The following is a 22,369-nucleotide window of genomic DNA, read 5'->3' on the forward strand; positions in this document are numbered from 1 at the left end:
GGATTCCTGGCGCGAAGGCCCCGAATGGGGTACCATCGTGAGGCTGACGTTTACAAGAGTCTGCATCCCTAGGTTTCTCTTCCCCTGCTCCCGTTCCCGGCGAGCCGTTGTCGAATCTCCCATTGATCGTTTCTTGGCGTTTGCACCGCGTGGCGCAGTGCTGCGCGGCAACTTTCCATGAAAGATCGACATGAGCGACAACAACCAGACCGGCACCGTGAAGTGGTTCAACGAGAGCAAGGGCTACGGCTTCATCACGCCGGACGGCGGTGGCAAGGACCTGTTCGCGCACTTCCGCGACATCCAGGGCGTTGACGGCTACCGCACCCTCGCCGAGAACGCACGCGTGCAGTTCGAGGTGACGCAGGGCGCCAAGGGCCCGCAAGCCTCCAACATCCGCGCCGCGTCCTGAACACGGCGCTGGCTGGGCCCCACGCGGGGCCCGGCGGCCGCAAGGCCGCCCCCACGGGACATCCGTCCCATCCTGGTCGGGAAGCCCGGTGCTGCCCCGACGCGATGCCGCAACCCGGCCGCTCCACAGGTTCTCATCAGGCACCTCGGGAGATCGCAATGAATTCCAATCCGCATTCCACGCCGCCGCGCTCGCAGCAGGTCGGCAAGTACCTTGTCTCGCCCCTCATCAAGGGACTGGACAACGGCTGGTTCGCCAGCTCCGTCTCCATCCGCTCGGGCTCCGGTTCGGCGACCACCGACCGCGTCCTGCGCCTCACGCGCATGTTCCGCTGCGTGGTCGAAGCCACGGCCTATGCGCACGCCGAAGGCCTGCGCTGGATCGGCGACACCCAGGGGCCCCGCCTCGCCACCCTCAACTGAACGAAGGAATCCCATGGCCAAGGAGGAACTGATCGAGATGCGCGGCCGCGTGAGCGAAGTCCTGCCGGACTCTCGCTGCCGCGTGACGCTCACCAACGGGCACGAGCTCATCGCCTACACCGGCGGCAAGATGAAGAAGCACCGCATCCGCATCATCGCCGGCGACGACGTGACGCTGGAGCTGTCGCCCTACGACCTGAACAAGGGACGCATCATGTTCCGGCACCTGCCGGAACGCCGTCCCATGCCGCAGACGCCGCGGCGTCCCGGCAACCGCTGAGCGCCAGCGCCCGCAGCGTGCCGCCGTGACCGAGCCGCTGCTGCTGGCGACCACGCGCCTGTCCACCTTCCTGGGCGGCGCGCCGCTCACGGCCGCCACGGCGTTCTTCTTCGCCCGGGGCGGCCGCCTCTTCGCCGTCACCAGCCGCCACGTCCTGCACGACGAGGCCAGCGGCCATGCGCCGGACCGCATCGAGCTCGTGCTCCACCTGGACGCGACCGACCTCACGCGGACCGCGGTGCAATCCATCCTGCTCTACCGCCAGGGCCGCGCCATCTGGCGCCAGGCCACGGACTCAGCCGGCCCCGTGGACGTGGCGGTCATCGAGATCGACCGCGCTGCCCTGCCGCCGGGCGTGCTGCTGCACGCCTTCGGCCCGCACCACCTGAAACCTCCCGCGGCGGGCGTGGAGGCGGGCGCATCGCTGCGCGTGGTGGGCTACCCGCTGGGCTTCTTCGACACGCTGCACAAGCTGGCGGTGGTGCGGCATGCCATCGTCGCGTCCTCGTTCGGGGTGCGCTTCCAGGGCAAGGGCTTCTTTCTCACCGATGGCCGGCTGCACCGCGGCTCCAGCGGCGCCCCCGTGGTGATCCGCTGCGACGAGGACGACGGCGGGGCCGCCGAGGGCGACACCGCCCTGCCCTGGCGACTGCTCGGCGTGCACGGCGGCCGGCTGGACATGGCCGACCGCGACCGTGTGGAGGACGAGACCCTGGGCCTGAACTGCGCGTGGTACGCCGACATCCTGCTCGCGCTCACAGCGGCCGCGCCGGACGAGGCGCCGGCAGCGGCAGCGGCGGCACCGGCGTCGACACCGGCCCCCACACCGACGCGGCCCGTGGCGCCAGGCCGCGCCGCCTGAGATCCGCGGCCCAGCCCGGCTGCTACGATCCCGCGTCTGCCATCCACCCTGCCCTTGCCACCCATGTCCCTGCACCGCCCCCTGCGCGTCGCCCGCCTGTCCCTGGCGGCCCTCCTGCTCACCGCCGGGCTGGGCACGGCCCTCGCCCAGACGATGCAGGAGCACGTGCATGGACACGGCCACGAGGTCATGCCCTTCGACCTGTCGCGCACGCTGCATGTGTTCCGCATGACCGACGACGGTGGCGTGCAGCAGGTCATCACCCGCGGCGACGCGCCGCAGCCCGACCAGGTGCACATGATCCAGCACCACCTGCAGATGGAGGCGGCTGCGTTCCAGCAGGGCAACTTCAGCGATCCGGCCCACCTGCATAGCGCCGACATGCCCGGCCTGCGTGAACTGCAGGCGGGCGCGGCGAAGCTCCAGGTGCGCTACAGCGCGCTGCCCAACGGTGCGCAGATCGAGCTGCGCTCGGACGAGCGCCCGCTGGTGACGGCCATCCACCGCTGGTTCGGGGCCCAGCTGTCCGAGCACGGCGCGGACGCGCGCGCCGAATAAGCCGGCCCGTCGCAGCGCCGGCGTCCGGCGCAACTATGTTTAGGCAAATATAATTCGGGGTTTGGCTGCCCGCCGGGCGGCTGCAGCCCTGCCATGCCGCCCTCGCACCTTCACCGCCACGCCCCGCCCGAAGTCCTGAGCGCGATCCGCCGCGACCTGGCGGACCGCCGCGAGTGGCAGGGGCGCCTGGTGGTGCTGGCCTTCGCGGGCCTGGCCGGTGGCGCGGTGGTGGCCTTCACCTGGCTGTGCGAGCGCGCCTCCGGCCTGTTCACGGCCCTCTACACGGCCCATCCGCTGGCCCCGCTGTTGCTTACACCCCTGCTGTGCGCGGCCATCGTCGCGCTCACCCGCCGTTTCGCCGCCGGCGCCTCCGGCTCGGGCATCCCGCAGGTGATCGCGGCCCTGGATCCGGCCGTGCCCTCGCGTTCACGCGGCCTCTTCGTCTCCCTGCGGCTGGCGCTGGCGAAGATGGGACTCACCGCCCTGGGCCTGCTCGGCGGCCTGCCGATCGGCCGCGAAGGGCCCTCGGTCCAGATCGCGGCCGGCGTGATGCTGCATGCGCGGCGCTGGCTGCCGCCCGGCGCCTCGATCCGCCCGCACGGCCTGCTGGTGGCCGGCGGCGCGGCAGGCATTGCCGCCGCCTTCAACGCGCCGCTCGCCGGCGTCATGTTCGCCATCGAGGAACTCACGCCGCGCATGGAGCAGCGCAGCAGCGGCCTGGTGGTGGCGGCCATCGTGCTGGCCGGCCTGGTGGCGGTCTCCGCCTTCGGCAATTCGGCCTATTTCGGCGTCATCCACGCGGCGCCCCTGGACTGGACCTTCCTGGGCCCGGCGGCGCTGGTGGTCGGCGTCTCGGGGCTGGTGGGCGGGGTGTTCTCGCGCCTGCTGCACACCTCGCTCTCGGGCACCGGGACCGACCCGGCCAGCCGCTGGCGCCGCCGCCAGCCGGTGCTGTTCGCGGCCGCCTGCGGGCTGGTGGTGGCGGCCGTGGGCGTGGCCAGCGGCGGGGCCAGCTTCGGCGCCGGCTACCACTACACGCGCGAGCTGGTCGCGGGCCAGGCCACGCTGCCGCTGCTGTACGTGACGCTGCGCCTGGTCGCGACCTGGATCGCGCTCTGGTCAGGCGTGCCGGGCGGCCTGTTCGCGCCCTCGCTGGCGATCGGCGCCGGCCTGGGCCACGACGTGGCCCTGCTGTGCGGCAGCGCCGGCCAGTCGCCTGCGCTGATCGCGCTGGGCATGGCGGGCTTCCTGGCGGCGATCACGCAGGCGCCCATCACCGCCTTCATCATCGTGATGGAGATGGTGGACGGGCACGCGCTGGTGCTGAGCCTCATGGCCGCCGCCCTGCTGTCCAGCCTGATCGCGCGCTGGATCGCGCAGCCGTTGTACCCGGCCCTGGCCGCGGGCCAGCTGGCCCGGTTGGAGCCGGCCAAGCCTTGAGGCGCGGGCGGCTGCCGGGGCCGCCAGGCGCCGCAGGGGCGCCGCGGCTGGCAGGCCCGGCAGCGCATCGTCGCCGGCCCGCGGGCATGCAGCCAGGCGGCGCCTGTTGACGCGCCAGCCCGCGGCGGAAAAACTGCGGGCTGGAGGTGGGATGTGATGAAAAAACAATGGGCCGCACACGCCGGCCTGGCCCTGGCCGCGGCGCTGGCCCTGTCCGGCGCGCCCGTGCAGGCCCGAAGCGCCCACGGGCACGGCCACGCGCACCACGCAGCCGGCACGGCGCGCAGCCCGGGCCCGGCCGCCGCGGGGCATCGCAGCAGCTATGCGCAGGGCGTGGCGCGCGACAAGCACGGCCGCATCGCCCGCGACCCGCATGCCCGTGCCGCCTTCCAGCGCAGCCACCCCTGTCCGTCCACCGGCAGGTCCTACGGCGCCTGCCCCGGCTATGTGGTGGACCATGTGCAGCCGCTCAAGCGCGGCGGCGCGGACGCGCCCGCCAACATGCAGTGGCAGACCCGGGAGGAGGCGCGCCGCAAGGACCGCACCGAGTAGGCCGGCCGCTCAGGCCGGCAGCGCCGCGTCCACGGCCGGCAGTTCGACGTGGAAGGTCGCACCCTCGCCCAGGCGCGATTCCACCCAGATGCGTCCGCCGTGGCGTTCGGCGATGCGCGCGCAGGTGGCCAGGCCGATGCCGCTGCCCGTGTATTCGCGCTGCGCGTGCAGGCGCTCGAAGATGCCGAACACCTTGCGGTGGTACTCCGGCGCGATGCCGATGCCGTTGTCGCGCACGGACAGGCGCCAGCCTGCGGCCACGGCCACGGCCTGCACCTCGACGCGCGGCGGAATGCCCTCGCGCCGGTAGTGGACCGCATTGGCGATCAGGTTCTGCAGCAGCTGCACCAGCTCCCCGTGCACGCCCCACACGCGCGGCAGGGGCCCCAGCTGCACCGTGGCGCCCGCCTCGTCGATGCTGGCCTGCACCAGGGCCAGGGCTTCCTGGGCTACGTCGTCCAGCGCCACTGGCTGCAGCCGGGCCGCCTGCGCGTTGAGGCGTGCGAAGGCGAGCAGCGAGCCGGTGAGGTGGTCGAGCTGGCGCACCGCGCGCAGGCAGCGGTGCACCAGGTCCTGGCGGCGTTCGGCCGGCAGCGCGGGCTGCTCGGCCATGACCCCCAGGAAGCCCTGCAGGGTGCGCAGCGGCGAGCGCATGTCGTGGGAGGCGACCGAGGCGAAGCGCTGCAGGTCCTCGTTGGAGCGCAGCAGCTCGTCGCGGGTGCGCTCCTCCTGGGTCACGTCGCGCAGGATCACCGTGAGGAAGCCCTGCCCTTCGGCCAGGCCGCGCGAAACCGACGCCTGGACGGGGAAGCTCTCGCCGTCGCTGCGCAGGCCGCGCAGGGACGTCGTCTGCCAGTCCAGCTCGTCCTGCACGGCCACCCAGTCGGGCACCAGCACCTGCAGCGGCTGGCCCATCACCACGTCGGGCGGCCGGCCGAACATGGCGGCGGCCGCCGGGTTGAAGACCTCGATGCGGTGGTCCGGCCCGAGCACGATGACCGCGTCCACCGCGGTGTCGATGATGGCCCGCAGGCGGGCCCGGCTGCTGTCCGAGGCCGAGAGGGCCGCCCGCAACTGGCGGTCGGTGGCGGCCAGCACGCCCGCCACCTCCACCGCCTCGCGGAACACCAGGCGCGGCGGCGTCTGGCCGGCGCTGCCCGGGTGGGTGGCCGTGCGGGCCAGGCCGGCCATGGCGTCGGCGATGCGGCCGCCGAGCTTGCGCGCCAGCGCCAGGCTGCCCAGCAGGGTGAGCAGGGCCGCGGCGGCGAGCCAGCCCAGGGTGCGCAGCAAGGGCTGCCACAGCGCGTCGCGCGGGATGCCGATGCTCACCGTCCAGCCGGTGGCGGGGGAGCGGTGGTAGGCGGTGAGGGCCTGGGCACCGGCGAGGTTGGTCATCATGGCCACCCCGCCGGGGCGCAGGCGCAGGGCCTCGCGCAGGGCGGGCTCCGCGGGCAGGCCGACGAAGCGCTGGTCGGGCATGCGCGCGGCGATCACGTCCTGGCGGTCCAGCACCGTGGCCACCCAGCCCTCGGGCAGTTCCTGCTCGGCCAGCACGGCCTGCAGTTGATGCGGCGTCAGGCTGGCGCCCAGCACGTAGCGCTGGCCGTCCGTGCTGCGGGCGGGCACGCCGATGGCGCTGAGCCAGTCGCCGAGCACGGGCCCGCGGAACATGTTCCGGATGACGGGCTGCTGCGTGCGCAGCACCTCTTCGCGAAAGGCACTGGGCGGTTCATGGGGCAGGAGCCGGCCCTCGGGCACCAGCGTGTTGAGCACCTGCGCGCCGTCCTCGCGCACCAGCACCATGTTCACCGCATCCATGGTGCGCTGGAACTCCATCGCATGGCTGCGCAGGCGCGGCAGGGTCGCGGGGTCCACCGCCTCGGCCAGCGCGAAGGCCTGCAGGCCGGTCTGCAGGCGCAGCAGGCGGTTGTCCATGGCACTGGAGAGCGAGGCCGCCGCGGCGGTGAGGCTGGACTCCACGGCGCGCCAGGCCATCCAGTAGCCGGTGCCCAGAGCCACCGCCGCGAAGATCGCCGCCGGCAGCGCGGCACTGAGCACCAGCGCATTCAGGCGCTGGCGGATGGTGGGAACGGGCCGGGCCAAGTCCAGGCCGGCAGGACGACTGCTCATCCATGCGATCCTAACGCGTGCCCCTGGCGGTCCCGGGGCGTGCGGACCGGGAGAAACCCGGTCAATGGAAGTCGCGGCTGGTGCGCGGCTGCCGGGCCAGGCGGCCCAGCAGGGGCGTGAGGTCCTGCAGGTGCTCTGCGATGAGGTTGCGCACATTGCCGGTGGCTTCGTCGCGCTGCCAGCGGCCGGACACGGCCAGCAGGCGCGAGCGCAGGAGCGCATCGCGCTGCTTCTCGCGCACCGATTTCCAGACGATGACGTTGATGGGCCCGGTCTCGTCCTCCAGGGTGACGAAGATGGTGCCGTTGGCGGTCTGCGGCTGCTGGCGCACGGTGACGATGCCGCAGGTGCGCACGGCCCGGCCGCTGGGCAGGTCCTGCAGCTCGGCGGCGCTCATCAGCTTCATGCGACGCAGCCGTTCGCGCAGCAGCGCCAGCGGGTGGCGTCGCAGGGTGAGGCCCAGCGAGGCGTAGTCGAAGACGATCTCCTCGCCCTCGCCCGCCTGGGGCAGTTCCAGCGAGGGCTCGTTCACCGAGGCTTCCCGCAGCATGGCGGGTGCACGGCGCAGGGCCGAGGCATCCCAGACCTGCTGGCGGCGGTGGCCGGAGAGCGATTTCAAGGCGTCGGCAGCGGCCAGGGCGTTCAGGTCGCGCACGTCCAGGCCGGCGCGCAGGGCCAGGTCCTCGGTGCTGCTGAAGCCGCCCTGCTGGCGTGCGACGACGATGCGCTCGGCACTGGTCTGCGGCAGGTGGGCCACCATGCGCAAGCCCAGGCGCACCGTGTCCGCCGAGCCGGGCACTCGGGAACGAGGCTCGGCGTCCGAGGGGGAAACGCTGCAGTCCCAGCCGGAAAAGGACACGTCCGGCGGCAGCACCACGATGCCGTGGCGCCTGCCGTCCTGCACCAGCTGCGAGGGCGAATAGAAACCCATGGGCTGGGAATTGAGCAGCGCGGCCAGGAAGCAGGCGGGCTCGTGGCACTTGAGCCAGCTGCTCATGTAGGCCAGCAGGGCGAAGCTGTAGGCATGGCTTTCCGGGAAGCCGTATTCGCCGAAGCCCTCGATCTGGCGGAAGATGCGCTGCGCGAAGTCCTCGCTGTAGCCCTTCTGGCGCATGCCCTGCAACAGGCGCTGCTCGAAGCGGTCCACGCCGCCCTTGCGCTTCCAGGCGGCCATGGCGCGGCGCAAGGCATCGGCCTCGGTGGCGCTGAAGCCCGCCGCCACCATCGCGATCTGCATCACCTGCTCCTGGAAGATGGGGATGCCCAGGGTGCGCGCCAGCGGCGCCTGCAAGGCCGGCACCTCGCTGTCGCTGGTGCTGCGCTCGTACACGATGGGTTCGCCGCGGGCCACGCGCTCGCGGGCCTGCAGGTAGGGGTGGACCATGCCGCCCACGATGGGCCCGGGCCGCACGATGGCCACCTCCACCACCAGGTCGTAGAAGCGGCGCGGCTTCAGGCGCGGCAGCATGCTCATCTGGGCCCGGCTCTCGATCTGGAACACGCCCACCGTGTCGGCGCGGCAGATCATCTCGAAGGTGGCCGCGTCCTCGGGCGGGATGTCGTAGCGGCCGAAGGGCCGGCCGCGCGCCTGGGACACCATGGCCATGCACCGTTGCAAGGCCGTGAGCATGCCCAGCGCCAGCACGTCGACCTTCATCAGGCCCATGTCCTCCAGGTCGTCCTTGTCCCACTGGATGACGGAGCGGTCGGGCATGGCGGCGTTCTCCACCGGCACCAGGCGGGTGAGCAGCGTCTGCGTGAGCACGAAGCCCCCCACGTGCTGGCTGAGGTGCCGCGGGAAGCCCAGCAGTTCCCAGGTGAGCGAGAGCCAGTGGGCCACCTGGTGCTGCGGCAGCGCGATGCCCAGCGATGCGGCCAGATCGGCCAGGCGCTGCACCGCCAGCCTGTCCTCGAACCAGTGGTGGTCCTTGGCGAAGGCGTCCACCAGGGCCAGGGGGATGCCCATGGCCAGGCCCACGTCGCGGATCGCGCTGCGGGTGCGGTAGCAGATGACCACGGCGGCGATGGCGGCCCGGTCGCGGCCGTACTTGCGGTAGATGTACTGGATCACCTGCTCGCGCCGCTCGTGCTCGAAATCCACGTCGATGTCGGGCGGCTCGTTGCGCCTGTCGGTGCTGATGAAGCGCTCCAGCAGGGGCTCCGAATGCATGGGGTCCATCGCGGTGATGCCCAGGCAGAAGCAGACCACGGAGTTGGCCGCCGAGCCCCGCCCCTGGCACAGGATGCCCTCGCTCTCGGCAAAGCGCACGATGTCGTGCACCGTGAGGAAGAACATCTCGTACTGGCACTCGGCGATCAGGGCGAGCTCTTTCTCCAGCAGCTGGCGCACCCGCTGCGGGATGCCCTGCGGGTAGCGCCTCTTGGCGCCTTCGTAGCTCAGCTGGCGCAGGCCCTGCGCCGGTGTCAGGCCGGGCGGCACGGTCTCCAGCGGGTAGTTGTAGCGCACCTCGCGGATGTCGAAGCGGCAGCGCCGCTGCACCTCCTGCGTGGCCCGCAGCAGGTCGGCCGGAAAGCTTTCGGCGATGCGCGAGCGTTGCCGCAGGTGGCGCTCGGCATTGCCCTGCAACGCGGTGCCGCATTCGGCGACCGGCTTGCCCAGGCGCACGGCGGTGAGCACGTCCTGCAGGGGCTTGCGCGAGCGCAGGTGCATGTGCACGTCGCCACTGGCGACCAGGGCCAGGCCCGAGGCCCGGCCCGCAGCGCGCATCTGCGAGAGCCACAGGTCGTCGTCCACCGCATGCGGCAACTCCACCGCCAGCCAGGCATGCTCGCCCCACCAGTGGCGCAGCTGCAAAAGGCGACGTGCCAGGGCCTGGCCATCGAAGGCGGGACCGGCCTCGCGGCGCGGGGCGAACAGCACCTCGCACCCCGAGAGCAAGGAGAAATCGCTCTCGGACCAGCCCACCTTGTAGGCGCCCTTGGGGGCCGCGCGCCTGGCATGGGTGATGAACTGGCACAGGCCGCCCCATCCCGCCAGGTCGCGGGCGATGGCCACCAGCCGCCCATCGCCCATGTCGAACTCGGCACCGAACATCAGCTGGAAGGGACGCAGCCGGGGGTTGCCCGGATCCTGGGCGTCCAGGCGTTCGATGTAGGCGCGGTACTCGTTCCAGCCCGACCAGGCCCGCACCACGCCCGCCACCGAGCATTCGTCCGTGAGGGCCAGGCCGCTGTAGCCGAGGTTGAAGGCCCGGCGCACGAGTTCCTGCGGATGCGAGGCGCCGCGCTGGAAGCTGAAGTTGCTGATGCAGTGCAGCTCGGCGTAGTCGGGCAGGCGCTCCCCCCCGGGCGTGAGCACGGGGGGCAGCTCGCGCGCCTCGTCGAGCACGGCGGACGGCGGCTTGGCCTGGATCTCAGGCATAGAAGCCCTGCAGGAACCATTCCTCGCTGCGCAGCCCGGTGACGGGATGCAGTCCGCGTTCGCGGAAGATCCAGACCAGGCCCCATTGCGGGCTGCGGGCGATGAAATAGTCGCGCAGCGCGGCCCCGCCCTCCTCCCACCAGGCGGTTTCCAGGCGGTAGAGACGGGTCAGGCGTCGCAGGGGCGAGGCGCCGTCACTGGGGCGCCCCCCCAGGAGCTGGAGCCGGCGCGGGCGCGGCAGCAGCCAGGTGGGGAAGACGGCATCGGGCGCCGCCACCTCCTGCCGCGGCTGCCCCCGGCGCGCGGGCCGCCAGCGCTGGCTGAATTCCGGCCGGTGGTCGGACACCGCCTCGGCCACGCGCACCTGGTCTTCGCCCAGCCGGGTGCTGATGCGTTCGATGAACTGGTGCAGCGGCTCGCCGGGCCGGTTGTCCTCGGGCAGCAGGCTGGCGGGCAGGCCGCCCCAGGGCTGCGTCTCCAGGCTGCGCAGCCGCAGGTGGCTGGCCGGCGCGGCCAGGGGGGTGCGTGCAAGCTGCTCGCGCACCAGGCGCAGCAGGTGTTCCGTGGCCTGGGCGGGCTGGGCGGTGCGCACCTCGATCGCCTCGGTGCGCGGCAGGGCCTGGCCATCGAGCTTGCGCAGGTCCAGCGCCCATTCAAGCGAGAACGCCGTGATGCCGCGGTTGCGCGCGCGCAGCCAGGCCTGCAGGCGCCCCAGCAGCAGCTCGGCCGCATGGACCAGTTCGGGCGCCGTCGTCGCCAGGGACACCAGCTCCGCCTGCAGGTCGAAATCCTCGGGCAAGGCCAGCCATTCATGGGCCTCGGGCACCTGGCCCCAGGCCTGGTCGAGCGCGCGCAGCAGCGAGGCGCCGAAGCGCCGCGAGACCCCCTGGCGCGGCAGGGCACGCAGATCCGCCCAGCTGCGGCAGCCGATGCGCTCCAGGGTGCCCAGGTGGGGCTGTGCCGCGTCCAGCACGTCCAGCGGCAAGCCCTCGGGCAGCGAGGACGGCAAGGCCCGTGATTCGCGTCGCAGGCGCAGCGTGGCCAGGGCCGCGAGGGAGCTGGCGCCCGTGCCCCAGGCGATCACAGGCGGTGCGCCGTCCTGCCGGAACAGCCGGCGCATCAGGCGCTGTCTGCCGCCCCAGAGCCGCTCGCAGCCGGCCACCTCCAGCACCAGCGCCTCGGCCAGCCGGGCCACCCGCGGGCTGAAGCGCAGGCAACGCCAGGACCAGGCCTGCAGGTCTGCCTCATGCGAGGGCTGCAGTGCGATCCAGAACATCCGGGCGCTCCGAGGGAAGGGGCTGGCCTGCCACGATGCTGCGCCCGGACCGGGCGGCCAGCAGGGCCGACAGGCGCGGCGGATGGGCGGCCAGGCGCAGCGGTGCGGCCAGCGGGGGACCGCGGCGTTTGAGCACCTCGACCTGCAGCGAGGTTTCGTCACGCTGCAGCGCCAGCCGCACCTGGGCGGGGGACGATTCGGCTCGACAGGCCAGGCCGCGGAAGACGAAGAGCAGCTTGGCATGCTGCGCAGCCGCCAGGTGCAGCCGCCGCAGTTCGGCCTGTCGCACCTGGGGCAGCCAGGCCAGCACCGCGCTCACCTCGCGGCAGCGCAGGCCCTGCTCGCAGGCCCACAGGCAGGCGGCGGGCTTGGGCGCATCGATGCGGATCAGCCGCGACAAGGACAGCCCCTGCGAGGCCAGCGCCGGCCCGAAGGGCTCGTGCGGGGGGGCCACGAGCACCACGGGCCCGTCCGGGGCGGCAGCCAGGCCGGGCAGCACCAGCTGCCATTCGAGGCGGGCGGACGGCGGCTGCAGCACCTCCACCAGGCTGCCCACCGGCCAGCCGCCCCCGGGCAGCACCGCGTCCAGCGCGGGATGGCCGGTGGGCACGGCCTGGCCGGCCAGGCCGGCCATCTCCGTCGCCTTCCACACCTGGGGATGGGAAGGCGCTTCACGGGGCTGGACGGCAGCACGGGACATGGCGGGAAGGCGGGGGAAACCGGAAAGAATGGCTGGCAACGTCTGTATGTTTATACAGTACTTTTCCCGCCCCCGGAAGCCCGAAGTGCAAAGGGTTCTGACACAATCGCCGGCTCCCCAAAAACTGCACGGACCGGCCCACAAGGCTCGGTCGCGAGGAATTGCCGTGTTCCGCTGGTTTGAAAAACTGCTCCACCCCTACCCGGAGGCGGAGCCCGGCCTGCCGCCCAAGGGCTTCCTGCCCTTCGTCTGGGCCTGCACCCTGGGCCTGCGCGGGTACATCGCCACGCTGGCGCTGCTGAGCGCCGCCATCTCCGTCTACGAAGCCTGGCTGTTCGCCCTGCTGGGCCACATCGTCGACTGGCTGGGTGCCGTGCGCCCGGAACGGCTCTGGGACGACCAGGGGCCGGTGCTCTACGGCGTGGCCGGCCTGCTGCTGGGCAGCACGGTGATCGTGGCCCTGCAGACCCTGGTCAAGCACCAGACCATCGCCATCAACTTCCCGCTGCGGCTGCGCTGGAACTTCCACCGGCTGATGCTGGGCCAGAGCATGGCCTTCTTCTCGGACGAATTCGCCGGCCGGGTCACCACCAAGGTGCTGCAGACCGCGCTGGCCGTGCGCGAGATGGTGTTCACCACCACCGAGGTGATCATTGGCATCGGCGTCTACTTCGCCACCATCATCGCCCTGGCCGGCGGCTTCGACACCCGGCTCATCATCCCCTTCGCGGCCTGGTTCGCGGCCTACGGGCTCTCGGTCTGGTTCTTCGTGCCGCGCCTGGGGCGCATCGGCAAGGCCCAGGCGGACGCGCGCGCCATGATGACGGGCCGCATCACCGACGCGTACACCAACATCTCCACCGTCAAGCTGTTCTCGCACACCCAGCGCGAGGCGAAATTCGCCCGCGCCGCCATGAGCGAGTTCCAGGACACCGGCTACCAGCAGATGCGCCTGGTCAGCGCCTTCGAGATCACCAACCACCTGCTGGTGATGGGCCTGATCCTGGCCACAAGCGGCTACGCGATCCACCTCTGGACCCTGGGCGAGGTGGGCGTGGGCGCGGTGGCCGCGGTGACCGCCATGGCCCTGCGCATCAACGGCATGTCGCACTGGATCATGTGGGAGATGGCCTCGCTGTTCGAGAACATGGGCACCGTGCAGGACGGCATCGCCACGCTGGCGCGCCCGCGCCAGGTGGTGGACCAGCCGGGCGCGGCGGCCCTGGCGGTGCCGCGGGGCGAGGTGCGCTTCGAGCAGGTGGACTTCGCCTATGGCGGCAAGCGCCCTGTCATCCAGGACTTCAGCCTCACGGTGCGGCCGGGCGAGAAGATCGGCCTGATCGGCCGCTCGGGGGCCGGCAAGTCCACGCTGGTGAACCTGCTGCTGCGCTTCCACGACATCGAGTCCGGCCGCATCCTCATCGACGGCCAGGACATCGCCGGCGTGACGCAGGACAGCCTGCGCAGCCACATCGGCATGGTCACGCAGGACACCTCGCTGCTGCACCGCTCGGTGCGCGACAACATCCTCTACGGCCGGCCCGGCGCCGGCGACGAGGCCATGCTGCATGCGGCCCAGCGCGCCCAGGCCCATGAATTCATCCTGCAGCTGACGGACCTGCACGGCCGCAAGGGCTACGACGCCCACGTGGGTGAGCGCGGCGTCAAGCTGTCAGGCGGCCAGCGCCAGCGCATCGCGATCGCCCGCGTGATGCTCAAGGACGCGCCCATCCTGCTGCTGGACGAAGCCACCAGCGCGCTCGATTCCGAGGTCGAGGCCGCGATCCAGGCCAGCCTGGACGAGCTGATGCAGGGCAAGACCGTGATCGCGATCGCGCACCGGCTCTCCACCATCGCGGCCATGGACCGCCTGGTGGTGATGGACCAGGGCCGCATCGTGGAGGAAGGCGACCACCGCAGCCTGCTGGCCCGTGGCGGCCTGTATGCGCGCCTGTGGTCGCACCAGAGCGGCGGCTTCCTGGGCGAGGAGAGCGATGAGGACGCGGCCCTGGCATCCGCCTGATTTCGACGCGCCTGCACACGAGGTCGCGCGGCGCCTGATCGGCGCGGTGCTGCTGGTCGATGGCGTGGGCGGGCGCATCGTGGAAACCGAGGCCTACGACCGCGAGGACCCGGCCTCGCATGCCTTCGCCGGCCCCACCGAGCGCAACCGCGCGATGTTCGGCCCCCCGGGCCGGGCCTACGTCTACCGCTCCTACGGCATCCACTGGTGCCTGAACTTCGTCTGCCGCGAGGCCGGCCACGGCGCGGGGGTGCTGATCCGCGCGATCGAGCCGCTGCAGGGGCTGGACCGCATGCGTGAGCGGCGCGGCGAGCGCATCGCCGACAAGCTGCTGTGCGCGGGGCCGGGCCGCGTCGGCCAGGCGCTGGGCATCGTCCATGCCTTCAACGGCCACCGCCTGGACGCGCCGCCGTTCCAGGTTTTCTCGCCTGTGGAGGCGGACGCTGAACCGCCCCAGGTGCTGCAAGGGCCGCGCATCGGAATCTCCAAGGCGGTGGAGATGCCGTGGCGCTTCGGGCTGGCGGGCTCGGCCTGTCTCAGCCGGGCCTTCCGCTGAACTGAAAGCGTTGGCGCTGTCGCAGCGGCATTCCGGCGCACCGTCCCAGGCCTAGCGCCCGGCCAGCGGGGCGCGGCTGGCCGCGTCACGCTCGGGCGCCGAGGGTCCGCCCAGCACGGTGGTCGCGGGGCGCCGGGCGCGGCGCGTCACCACCGAGCGCTCGATGGTGGCGCCGGGCGGGTCCTTCAGCTCGGTGATCTGCGTGTCCTGCACCGCCGGCCCGAGCGCTGCCACGCTGCGCCGGCCGTGCGGCACCACGTTCACGGTGGGCGTCACCTCCACCTGGCCGGGCGCAACCACCGCCACGCCATGGCCCAGCGACTGGTGGGGCGCGCCCATGGCCCGCGCATTGCGCTCTTCCGTCAGCAGGGGCGAGGTGCTGCGGGTGGCGATCCCGCCCTGCCCCATCGCCAGCGAGGGCACCACGGGGCAGGCGCTGCCCTCCTCGAAGACCAGGAAGCCGCCCGGGAATCGCCGGGGCACGGTGTCGTGCAGGGGCTGGCTCATGTCCACGGGCGCCGCCATGGACTGGTAGACCACGCGGTTGGCTGCGTCGTAGACCGTGTAGCAGGCCTGGGCGGAAGGCACCGCCAGTGCCGCGACGAGCGCGGCCAGGGAGACGAGACGCATGGAAGGCTCCCGCCGCGCGTGGGCGCGCGGCCTGCTGCCATGGTCGGGCCAGGACGGGCCCCTGCCGTGACAGCAGAGGCAGGCACGCACTGTCAGTGCGCCTTGATGGGGTGCGCAGGGAAAATGCCCGCGCGCTCTGCAACGGGGAGGCGTGCGGGCTGGGGCGGCGCGCCTGCGCCGCCCCGCGCGTCACAGCAGGGTGACGCCCGTCTTGGACTGGATGAACTCGCGCGTCACGCCGGGAGCGGTCTCCACGAGCTTGAGGCCCTGCGGCGTCACGTCCATGACGCCCAGGTCGGTGATGATGCGGTCCACCACGCCCACGCCGGTCAGCGGCAGGGTGCACTGGGGCAGGATCTTCAGGTCCTCGGTGCCGTCCTTCTTCTTGGCGACGTGCTCCATCAGGATGATCACGCGCTTTACGCCGGCGACCAGGTCCATGGCGCCGCCCATGCCCTTGACCATCTTGCCGGGGATCATCCAGTTGGCCAGGTCGCCGTGCTCGCTGACCTGCATCGCGCCCAGGATGGAGAGGTTGATCTTGCCGCCGCGGATCATGGCGAAGCTGTCGTGGCTGCCGAAGATGGACGAGCCCTTGATGGTCGTCACCGTCTGCTTGCCGGCGTTGATGAGGTCGGCGTCGACCTCGTCCTCGTACGGGAAGGGGCCGATGCCCAGCATGCCGTTCTCGGATTGCAGCCACACCTCCTTGTTGCCGGTGTGGTTCGCCACCAGCGTCGGGATGCCGATGCCGAGGTTGACGTAGAAACCGTCCTGAAGTTCTTCGGCCGCGCGCGCGGCCATCTGGTCCTGGGTCCAGGGCATGTCGGTCTCCTTACTTGCGGTCGCGGGTGGTGCGCTTCTCGATGCGCTTCTCGGGGCTGGGGTTGTGCACGATGCGGTGCACGTAGATCCCCGGCAGGTGGATGTCGTCGGGGGCAAGCTCGCCGGTGGCGACGATGCGCTCCACCTCCACGATGCAGACCTTGCCGGCCATCGCGCAGGCCGGGTTGAAGTTGCGCGCCGTCAGGTTGAAGCGCAGGTTGCCGGAGCGGTCGGCCACGTCGGCCTTGACCAGCGCCACGTCGGGCACCAGCGAGCGCTCCATGACGTAGGTCTCGCCGTCGAACTCGCGCAGCTCCTTCCCCTCGGCGACCATGGTGCCCACGCCGGTCTTGGTGAAGAAGGCGGGGATGCCCGCGCCGCCGGCGCGCAGCTTCTCGGCCAGCGTGCCCTGGGGGGTGAACTCCAGCTCGAGTTCGCCGGCCAGGAACTGGCGCTCGAACTCCTTGTTCTCGCCCACGTACGACGAGATCATCTTTTTGATCTGCCGCGTGTCCAGCAGCTTGCCGAGGCCGAAGCCGTCCACACCCGCGTTGTTGGAGATGACGGTGAGGTTCTTCTTGCCGCTGTCGCGCAGGGCGTCGATGAGGGCCTCGGGGATGCCGCAGAGGCCGAAGCCGCCCACGGCCAGCAGCTGGCCGTCGGCGACCACGCCTTCCAGCGCGGCAGCGGCGGAGGGAAACACTTTGTTGAGCACGGACAAGTCTCCTCGAAGGGACCGGCACGGGACGGCGCCGGGATTGCCGCTACGATACTACTTAAACATTTACGTAGTTCCCCCTAAAGACTGGCCCGCATGGACGTCGATTACCGCCTGGCCTTCGAGTTCGCGCCCGTGGGGCTGTGCCTCTCGCGCAACCGCAGCATCGTCGACTGCAACCAGCAGCTGTGCGACATGTTCGGCTATTCGCGCGACCTGCTCAAGGGCCAGTCCTTCCAGATCCTCTACCCCAGCGCCGACGAGTACGAGCGCCTGGGCGCGCGCATGGCGCCCATCCTGAACGCCCGCGGCACCTACGCCGACGACCGCATCATGAAGCGCGCGAACGGTGACCTGTTCTGGTGCCACGTGAGCGGCCGCGCGCTGAACCGGGATGCGCCGCACGAGTCCGGCATCTGGGCCTTCGAGGACCTGAGCGCACAGCGGGCCGTGCGCACCGAACTGACGGCCCGCGAGCGGGAGGTCGCGGCCCGGCTGCTGGACGGCATGACCTCCAAGGAGATCGGCAAGGCCCTCGCGATCAGTCACCGGACGGTCGAGATCTACCGGGCGCGCCTCATGCGCAAGTACAAGGCCAGCACGACGGCGGACCTGGTGCACAAGCTGATGGCGGGATAGCTCGGGAGGCGCTCGGCCCCGGCCCATGGACCGGCTGGCGCTGTGCTGCTTGATGGGCAACAGCTGGCGTTGGCGAGCTGGAGTTGGCCGGAGTTGGCGCGCTGGAGTTGGCGCGCGCCCGGACCGGGACGGGGGTGGGCCACTCCGCTCATGTCCCCCGCCGCGCTGCGCGCGGCTCCTCCTTGACTTCGCTGCGTGGCCCACCCCCATCCCGGTCCTGGAGTACCGGCGCGCCTGCGGGCTTCGCCTGGCACGCGTGGACGATCTAGACACGCCCCGATCTGTGAGGCCGTGCGTGTCGAAGCTCAGGCGCGCCAACCACCCCCGGGCTGGGATGGGGGTGGCTCATGGAGCGAAGTCAAGGAGGAGCCGCGCGCAGCGCGGCGGGGGACATGAGCGCAATGAGTCGCCCCCGTCCCAGCCCGGGCGCGTGAAACGCAAGGAACACGCGCCGTAACGGCTAAGTCGCAACCCAACGCGCGGCAGGCTCAGGCCGCGTCGATGACTTCCGACGCCGTGCGGAACGCATCCACCGCGGCCGGGAAGCCGCAGTACACCGATGCGTGCAGGAAGATCTCCTGCAGCTCGGCCGGCGTGACGCCGTTGTTGAGCGCGCCGCGCACATGGATCTTCAGCTCGTGCATGCGGCCCAGGGCGACCAGCATGGAGACGGTCACGATGCTGCGCGTCTTCAGGTCGATGCCGGTGCGCTGCCAGGTGTTGCCCCAGGCATGGCGGGTCACCAGTTCCTGCAGGGGTTCGGTAAAGGGGGTGGCGCGGTCCAGCGCGCCTTGCACGTAGGCGTCGCCGAGCACGGCGCGTCGCGTCGCGAGGCCGGCCTGGAGTTCGGGGTCCTGGGGCAGTTCCATGTCTTGTTCTCCGTGCGGTTGAAGGAACGAGCATGGTAGCGGGCCGGCGCCAGCCGGCCCTGTGGCGCCCCGGCGCGCGGGCCCGGGGTCAGAAGCTCTGCCAGTCGGCGTCGTCGTCCGCCGGCGTGCGGGGCGCGGCCGCGCCGCCAGCCTTGGGCTGGGCGGCGCCCGAGGCCGCAGGCTTGCGGGCCAGGACCGGCGTCTTGACCTGGGGCGCGACCGGGGACTTCACCGGCGCCGCGGCGGGGTGCTGGGCCACGGGCTTGGCCGGAGCGGCGGCAGCCTTGGCTGGGGCTGCCGCGGGCCGGGCGGCCGCGGGCGGGGTGTGCACGGCCTGCAGGCTGCTGGCCTTGGCCTGCGCGATGGCCTGGCGCATGCCGCCTTCGGAAAGCCGGAACACGCCCACGGCGCCCACCAGCCGCTCGGCCTGCTGCTTCAGGCTTTCGGCGGCGGCGGCGCTCTGCTCCACCAGGGCCGCGTTCTGCTGCGTGACCTGGTCGAGCTGCTCCACGGCCTGGCCGACGTGGGTGATGCCCTGTGTCTGCTCCTCGGTGGCGCTGCTGATGCGGGTGATCAGCTCGGCCACGGCCTGGACCTGGGACACGATGTCGCGCATGGTGCGGCCCGCCTCGTCGACCTGGGCGCTGCCGCTTTCCACCTTGCTCACGCTGTCGCTGATGAGCGACTTGATTTCCTTGGCCGCATCGGCACTGCGCTGGGCCAGGCTGCGCACCTCGCTGGCGACGACCGCGAATCCGCGGCCCTGTTCGCCGGCGCGGGCCGCTTCCACGGCCGCGTTCAGGGCCAGGATGTTGGTCTGGAAGGCGATGCCGTCGATCACGCCGATGATGTCGGAGATCTTCCGGCTGGCGGCGGTGATGGCCTCCATGGTGTGCACCACCTGCCCCACCACCTCGCCGCCCTGGCGCGCCACGGCGCTGGCGGTGCCGGCGAGCTGGCTGGCCTCACGGGCGGCGTCGGCATTGCCACGCACGGTGGAGGTGAGCTGCTTCATCGAGGCGGCGGTCTGCTGCAGGTTGGAGGCCTGCTCCTCGGTGCGCTGGCTCAGGTCCACGTTGCCGCTGGCGATCTGCGTGGAGCCGGCGGCGATGCTGTCGCTGCTCTGGCGCACCTCGCCCACGATGCGGCGCAGCGAGTCCTCCATGCGGCCCATGGCCTGCATGAGCTGGGCCAGCTCGTCCTTGCCGGCGGTGTCCAGTTCCAGCGTCAGGTCGCCCGCCGCGATCGCGTCGGCGGCCTCGCGCGCCCGCCGCACGGGCTCCACCACGGAACGCGTCAGCACCCAGGCCAGCCCGATGCCGGCCAGCAGCGCCAGCCCGGCTCCCAGGCCCAGCGCGATCATGCCCTGGGCGGCCGCCTGCTCGGCGCGCAGGCGCGACTCCTCGGTGCGCCGGCGCTGCTGCTCGGCGATCTTGCCGATCGCATCCAGGTAGGACTGGGCGGCCGGAAAGAGCTTGGCGATCACTTCGGCCTGCACGTTCTCGCCGGCGTCCTTGCGCTTGAGCAGCGAGGCGCGGAGCGCCTGGTAGGCGTCGCGCTGCACCGTGATCTCGGCGATCAGGGCCTTGGCCTCCGGGTCGTCCTCGGAGAGCTCGTTCATGCGCTTGAGCCGCGCGGTCATGTCGGTGACCACGGCCTTCATCTCGTCGCGCGTCTTGGCCAGCACCACCGGGTCCTGCACGAAGAAGACGACCGAGTTGCGGGCGGCATTCGATTCGATCGCCTTCACCCAGGCCTGGGTGTGCACCAGCATCTCGGCGTGGCGCGTGCCCAGCCGGTCCGCCAGCGCGCGCATGGTGTTGATGCGTTCGGCGCCGATCACCGAGCCGACCAGGCCGAACAGGATGAGGACGGAGAAGCCCAGCGCGAGCCGGGTGCCTATCTTCATGTTGCGCAGGAAAGCCATGTCGGTTCCATCTCCAGGTTCTTGTTCAGGCACAGCCGAAGCCGTACCGCTTCCACGGGACTTCGGACGATTCCGATCTTTCTTGAGCCAGCGCAAACCCGATCGGCGGAGAAAAGGCGGCAAAGCCCCGCTTCAACGGCCCCGGGCCCCGAGCCCATAATTGCGGCAGACAAGGAGACACCGTGAGCCGCTACCCCGCCCCCACCCTGGAGAACGTCCCCGAGGACATCCGCGCCCGCATCCTGGAAGTGCAGGAGAAGGCGGGCTTCGTGCCCAACGTGTTCCTCGCCCTCGCCCGCCGCCCGGCCGAGTGGCGCGCCTTCTTCGCCTACCACGACGCGCTGATGCTGAAGGAGGAGGGATCGCTCACCAAGGGCGACCGCGAGATGATCGTCACCGCCACCAGCGCGGCCAACCAGTGCCTGTACTGCGTGGTGGCGCACGGCGCGCTGCTTCGCATCTACGAGAAGAAGCCGCTGGTCGCCGACCAGGTGGCCGTCAACTACCGCAAGGCCGACATCACGCCGCGCCAGCGCGCCATGCTTGATTTCGCGATGAAGGTCTGCCTGCGCTCGCACGAGATCGGCGAGGACGACTTCGCGCCGCTGCACGCGCACGGCTTCTCGGACGAGGACATCTGGGACATCGCGGCCATCACCGCCTTCTTCGGCCTGTCCAACCGCATGGCCAGCTTCTCGGGCATGGTGCCCAACCCGGAGTTCTACCTGATGGGCCGGGTGCCCAAGCAGAAGAAGGACTGAGACAGACAGGCGGCGGCGCCGCTCCCCGAGGCCCGGGATGGGGGCGGGCCACGCAGCGAAATAAAGGAGGAGCCGCGCGCAGCGCGGCGGGGGACATTCGCGGAGTGGTCCGCCCCCGTCTCGGGCCGGGCGAGATAAACCCGCCCTCAGCCCTCTACGATCTCCCGCAGCCAGTCCGGAATCGGCATGGACTTCTGCTTCGGGAAGTCCACCCACACCGTGGTCGCGCCGCCGCTGGCGTGGATCACGCCCGGCGCATCGGCCTTCTCCAGCGTGGCCCAGGTCTCGAAGCTGCTGCGGCCGCAGTCGCTCACGTACATCTTGGCGAGCACCTCGCCGGGGTATTCCAGCTGCCGGTGGAAGGTGCAGAAGGCGTTGATGATGACGATGCCCTCGCCCTCCGGCCCCAGCGACTGGCCGATGCTGCGCAGCCAGTCGATGCGCAGCGTCTCCAGGTAGCGGAAGTAGCTGGTGTTGTTGACGTGCCCCATCACGTCCATGTCGCCCCACCGGATGGGGATGGTCATCTGGTAGACGAGGCGCTTGTGCTCGGGCAGCTCGAACCGCATGGGCCGCTTCAGAGCGCGAAGCCGTCGTCGGCCGCGATGATCGCGCCGTTGATGAAGTGGCTCTGGTGGCTGGCCAGCAGCACCAGCAGCGCGTCCAGGTCCTGCGGCTGGCCCACGCGCTTGCGCGGCAGCATGGACATCAGCTTCTGGCCCTGCTCGGTCTGCCAGTGGTGGTGGTTGATCTCGGTGTCGATGTAGCCGGGGCAGATCGCGTTGGTGTTGATCTCGAAGCGGCCCCACTCCAGCGCCATGGCCTTGGTCATCTGCACCACGGCCGCCTTGCTCATGCAATAGGCGCCGATCTGCGGCAGCACCTTCAGGCCGGCCATGGAGGCGATGTTGATGATGCGCCCGCCGGTGTAGGTGCCGGGCGCCGCGCCCTTGGCGCGGGCCAACATGCGCTTGCCCACCTCCTGGGCCACGAAGAAGGCGCCCTTGACGTTGGTGTCGAAGATGAAGTCGTAGTCCTCCTCGGTCACGTCCTGCAGGCGCTGGGTGGTGCTCACCCCCGAGTTGTTGACCAGGATGTCGATGGAGCCGACCTCGGTCTCGGCATGGGCGACGGCGGAGCGGATGCTGTCGATGTCGGTCACGTCCAGCTGCACCACGTGCGCGTCGCCGCCCTCGGCCTCGATCTGGGCCCGCAACTCCTTCAGGCGCTCGATGCGGCGGCTGGCCAGCACCACGGCGGCGCCCGCACCGGCCAGGGTGCGGGCGAACTGCGCGCCCAGGCCGCTGGAGGCGCCGGTCACCATGGCGACACGGCCGGACAGATCGATTTCGTAGCTCATTCGGGGGGTCTCCTGTCTGCGGGCGGCGGCAGGAAGCGAACGGTCGT

Annotated in this window: 22 protein-coding genes; 11 read left to right on the forward strand and 11 right to left on the reverse strand. The window is 71.3% G+C overall.

Going from position 1 to position 22,369, the window contains the following annotated elements; all coding sequences use genetic code 11:
• The first annotated feature begins 190 nt into the window (after positions 1-190).
• The 7 genes from IM725_RS07015 to IM725_RS07045 all read left to right on the forward strand — a co-directional run bounded on the left by IM725_RS07015 (position 191) and on the right by IM725_RS07045 (position 4,526).
• Positions 191-412 (forward strand): cold-shock protein, encoded by a 222-nt coding sequence (locus IM725_RS07015; RefSeq protein ID WP_193779861.1) that lies wholly within the window; start codon positions 191-193, stop codon positions 410-412.
• A gap of 158 nt (positions 413-570) precedes the next feature.
• A complete protein-coding gene (locus IM725_RS07020; RefSeq protein ID WP_193779862.1) occupies positions 571-834 on the forward strand; it encodes a hypothetical protein in 264 nt (87 codons plus the stop codon).
• A gap of 13 nt (positions 835-847) precedes the next feature.
• Positions 848-1,114 (forward strand): translation initiation factor IF-1, encoded by a 267-nt coding sequence (infA, locus tag IM725_RS07025; protein ID WP_193779863.1) that lies wholly within the window; start codon positions 848-850, stop codon positions 1,112-1,114.
• A gap of 25 nt (positions 1,115-1,139) precedes the next feature.
• Positions 1,140-1,976 (forward strand): S1 family peptidase, encoded by an 837-nt coding sequence (locus IM725_RS07030; RefSeq protein WP_193779864.1) that lies wholly within the window; start codon positions 1,140-1,142, stop codon positions 1,974-1,976.
• Positions 1,977-2,039: 63 nt separating this feature from the next.
• Entirely contained in the window at positions 2,040-2,534 is a 495-nt protein-coding gene (locus IM725_RS07035; RefSeq protein ID WP_193779865.1) for a hypothetical protein, read from the forward strand.
• A 93-nt stretch (positions 2,535-2,627) separates the two neighbouring features.
• Positions 2,628-3,974 carry a chloride channel protein gene (locus tag IM725_RS07040; protein ID WP_193779866.1) on the forward strand — a complete coding sequence of 449 codons (1,347 nt, stop codon included), beginning with the start codon at positions 2,628-2,630 and terminating at the stop codon, positions 3,972-3,974.
• A gap of 156 nt (positions 3,975-4,130) precedes the next feature.
• Positions 4,131-4,526 (forward strand): HNH endonuclease signature motif containing protein, encoded by a 396-nt coding sequence (locus IM725_RS07045; RefSeq protein ID WP_193779867.1) that lies wholly within the window; start codon positions 4,131-4,133, stop codon positions 4,524-4,526.
• Positions 4,527-4,535: 9 nt separating this feature from the next.
• On the opposite strand, the gene IM725_RS07050 is transcribed toward IM725_RS07045, so the two are convergent.
• The 4 genes from IM725_RS07050 to imuA form a co-directional block, all read right to left on the reverse strand.
• Positions 4,536-6,656: a sensor histidine kinase gene (locus IM725_RS07050; protein ID WP_193779868.1), complete on the reverse strand. Its 2,121-nt coding sequence runs from the start codon at positions 6,654-6,656 to the stop codon at positions 4,536-4,538.
• 61 nt (positions 6,657-6,717) lie between these two features.
• The gene (locus IM725_RS07055) at positions 6,718-10,038 is read right to left on the reverse strand and encodes an error-prone DNA polymerase (RefSeq protein WP_193779869.1); all 3,321 of its coding nucleotides are present in this window, start codon (positions 10,036-10,038) and stop codon (positions 6,718-6,720) included.
• Positions 10,031-11,314, reverse strand: coding sequence for a Y-family DNA polymerase (locus IM725_RS07060; protein ID WP_193779870.1), 1,284 nt, complete (start codon positions 11,312-11,314; stop codon positions 10,031-10,033). The genes IM725_RS07055 and IM725_RS07060 overlap by 8 nt, the downstream gene beginning before the upstream one ends.
• On the reverse strand, positions 11,283-12,014 hold the full coding sequence (imuA, locus tag IM725_RS07065; RefSeq protein WP_193779871.1) for a translesion DNA synthesis-associated protein ImuA: 732 nt from the start codon (positions 12,012-12,014) through the stop codon (positions 11,283-11,285). Before imuA ends, IM725_RS07060 begins: the two co-directional genes overlap by 32 nt.
• A 166-nt stretch (positions 12,015-12,180) precedes the next feature.
• Here imuA and IM725_RS07070 point away from each other — a divergent pair, with 166 nt between their 5' ends.
• Both IM725_RS07070 and IM725_RS07075 read left to right on the forward strand, forming a co-directional pair.
• Positions 12,181-14,037 (forward strand): ABC transporter ATP-binding protein, encoded by a 1,857-nt coding sequence (locus IM725_RS07070; RefSeq protein ID WP_193779872.1) that lies wholly within the window; start codon positions 12,181-12,183, stop codon positions 14,035-14,037.
• Entirely contained in the window at positions 14,009-14,593 is a 585-nt protein-coding gene (locus tag IM725_RS07075; RefSeq protein WP_193779873.1) for a DNA-3-methyladenine glycosylase, read from the forward strand. The genes IM725_RS07070 and IM725_RS07075 overlap by 29 nt, the downstream gene beginning before the upstream one ends.
• A gap of 51 nt (positions 14,594-14,644) precedes the next feature.
• Here IM725_RS07075 and IM725_RS07080 read toward each other — a convergent pair whose 3' ends face one another.
• From IM725_RS07080 to IM725_RS07090, 3 genes are all read right to left on the reverse strand, one after another.
• Positions 14,645-15,223, reverse strand: a complete 579-nt coding sequence (locus IM725_RS07080; protein WP_193779874.1) for a hypothetical protein — start codon at positions 15,221-15,223, stop codon at positions 14,645-14,647.
• Between the two features lie 189 nt (positions 15,224-15,412).
• On the reverse strand, positions 15,413-16,048 hold the full coding sequence (locus tag IM725_RS07085) for a 3-oxoacid CoA-transferase subunit B (RefSeq protein WP_193779875.1): 636 nt from the start codon (positions 16,046-16,048) through the stop codon (positions 15,413-15,415).
• A 10-nt stretch (positions 16,049-16,058) separates the two neighbouring features.
• The gene (locus tag IM725_RS07090; protein WP_193779876.1) at positions 16,059-16,763 is read right to left on the reverse strand and encodes a CoA transferase subunit A; all 705 of its coding nucleotides are present in this window, start codon (positions 16,761-16,763) and stop codon (positions 16,059-16,061) included.
• Positions 16,764-16,862: 99 nt separating this feature from the next.
• On the opposite strand from IM725_RS07090, the gene IM725_RS07095 reads away from it, so the two are divergent.
• Complete coding sequence (locus IM725_RS07095) at positions 16,863-17,405, forward strand: PAS and helix-turn-helix domain-containing protein (RefSeq protein ID WP_193779877.1); 543 nt, start codon at positions 16,863-16,865, stop codon at positions 17,403-17,405.
• Between the two features lie 488 nt (positions 17,406-17,893).
• On the opposite strand, the gene IM725_RS07100 is transcribed toward IM725_RS07095, so the two are convergent.
• Entirely contained in the window at positions 17,894-18,274 is a 381-nt protein-coding gene (locus tag IM725_RS07100) for a carboxymuconolactone decarboxylase family protein (protein WP_193779878.1), read from the reverse strand.
• Positions 18,275-18,362: 88 nt separating this feature from the next.
• Positions 18,363-20,201, reverse strand: a complete 1,839-nt coding sequence (locus tag IM725_RS07105) for a methyl-accepting chemotaxis protein (protein WP_193779879.1) — start codon at positions 20,199-20,201, stop codon at positions 18,363-18,365.
• Between the two features lie 182 nt (positions 20,202-20,383).
• Here IM725_RS07105 and IM725_RS07110 point away from each other — a divergent pair, with 182 nt between their 5' ends.
• The gene (locus tag IM725_RS07110; protein WP_193779880.1) at positions 20,384-20,962 is read left to right on the forward strand and encodes a peroxidase-related enzyme; all 579 of its coding nucleotides are present in this window, start codon (positions 20,384-20,386) and stop codon (positions 20,960-20,962) included.
• A 146-nt stretch (positions 20,963-21,108) separates the two neighbouring features.
• Here the strand turns inward: IM725_RS07110 and IM725_RS07115 are convergent, their stop codons facing one another.
• Positions 21,109-21,531, reverse strand: a complete 423-nt coding sequence (locus IM725_RS07115) for an acyl-CoA thioesterase (protein ID WP_193779881.1) — start codon at positions 21,529-21,531, stop codon at positions 21,109-21,111.
• Positions 21,532-21,539: 8 nt separating this feature from the next.
• A complete protein-coding gene (locus tag IM725_RS07120) occupies positions 21,540-22,322 on the reverse strand; it encodes an SDR family oxidoreductase (protein ID WP_193779882.1) in 783 nt (260 codons plus the stop codon).
• Positions 22,323-22,369 lie beyond the last annotated feature (47 nt).

The organism is Ramlibacter aquaticus (genome assembly GCF_015159745.1).
GTDB classification, from domain to species: domain Bacteria; phylum Pseudomonadota; class Gammaproteobacteria; order Burkholderiales; family Burkholderiaceae_C; genus Ramlibacter; species Ramlibacter aquaticus.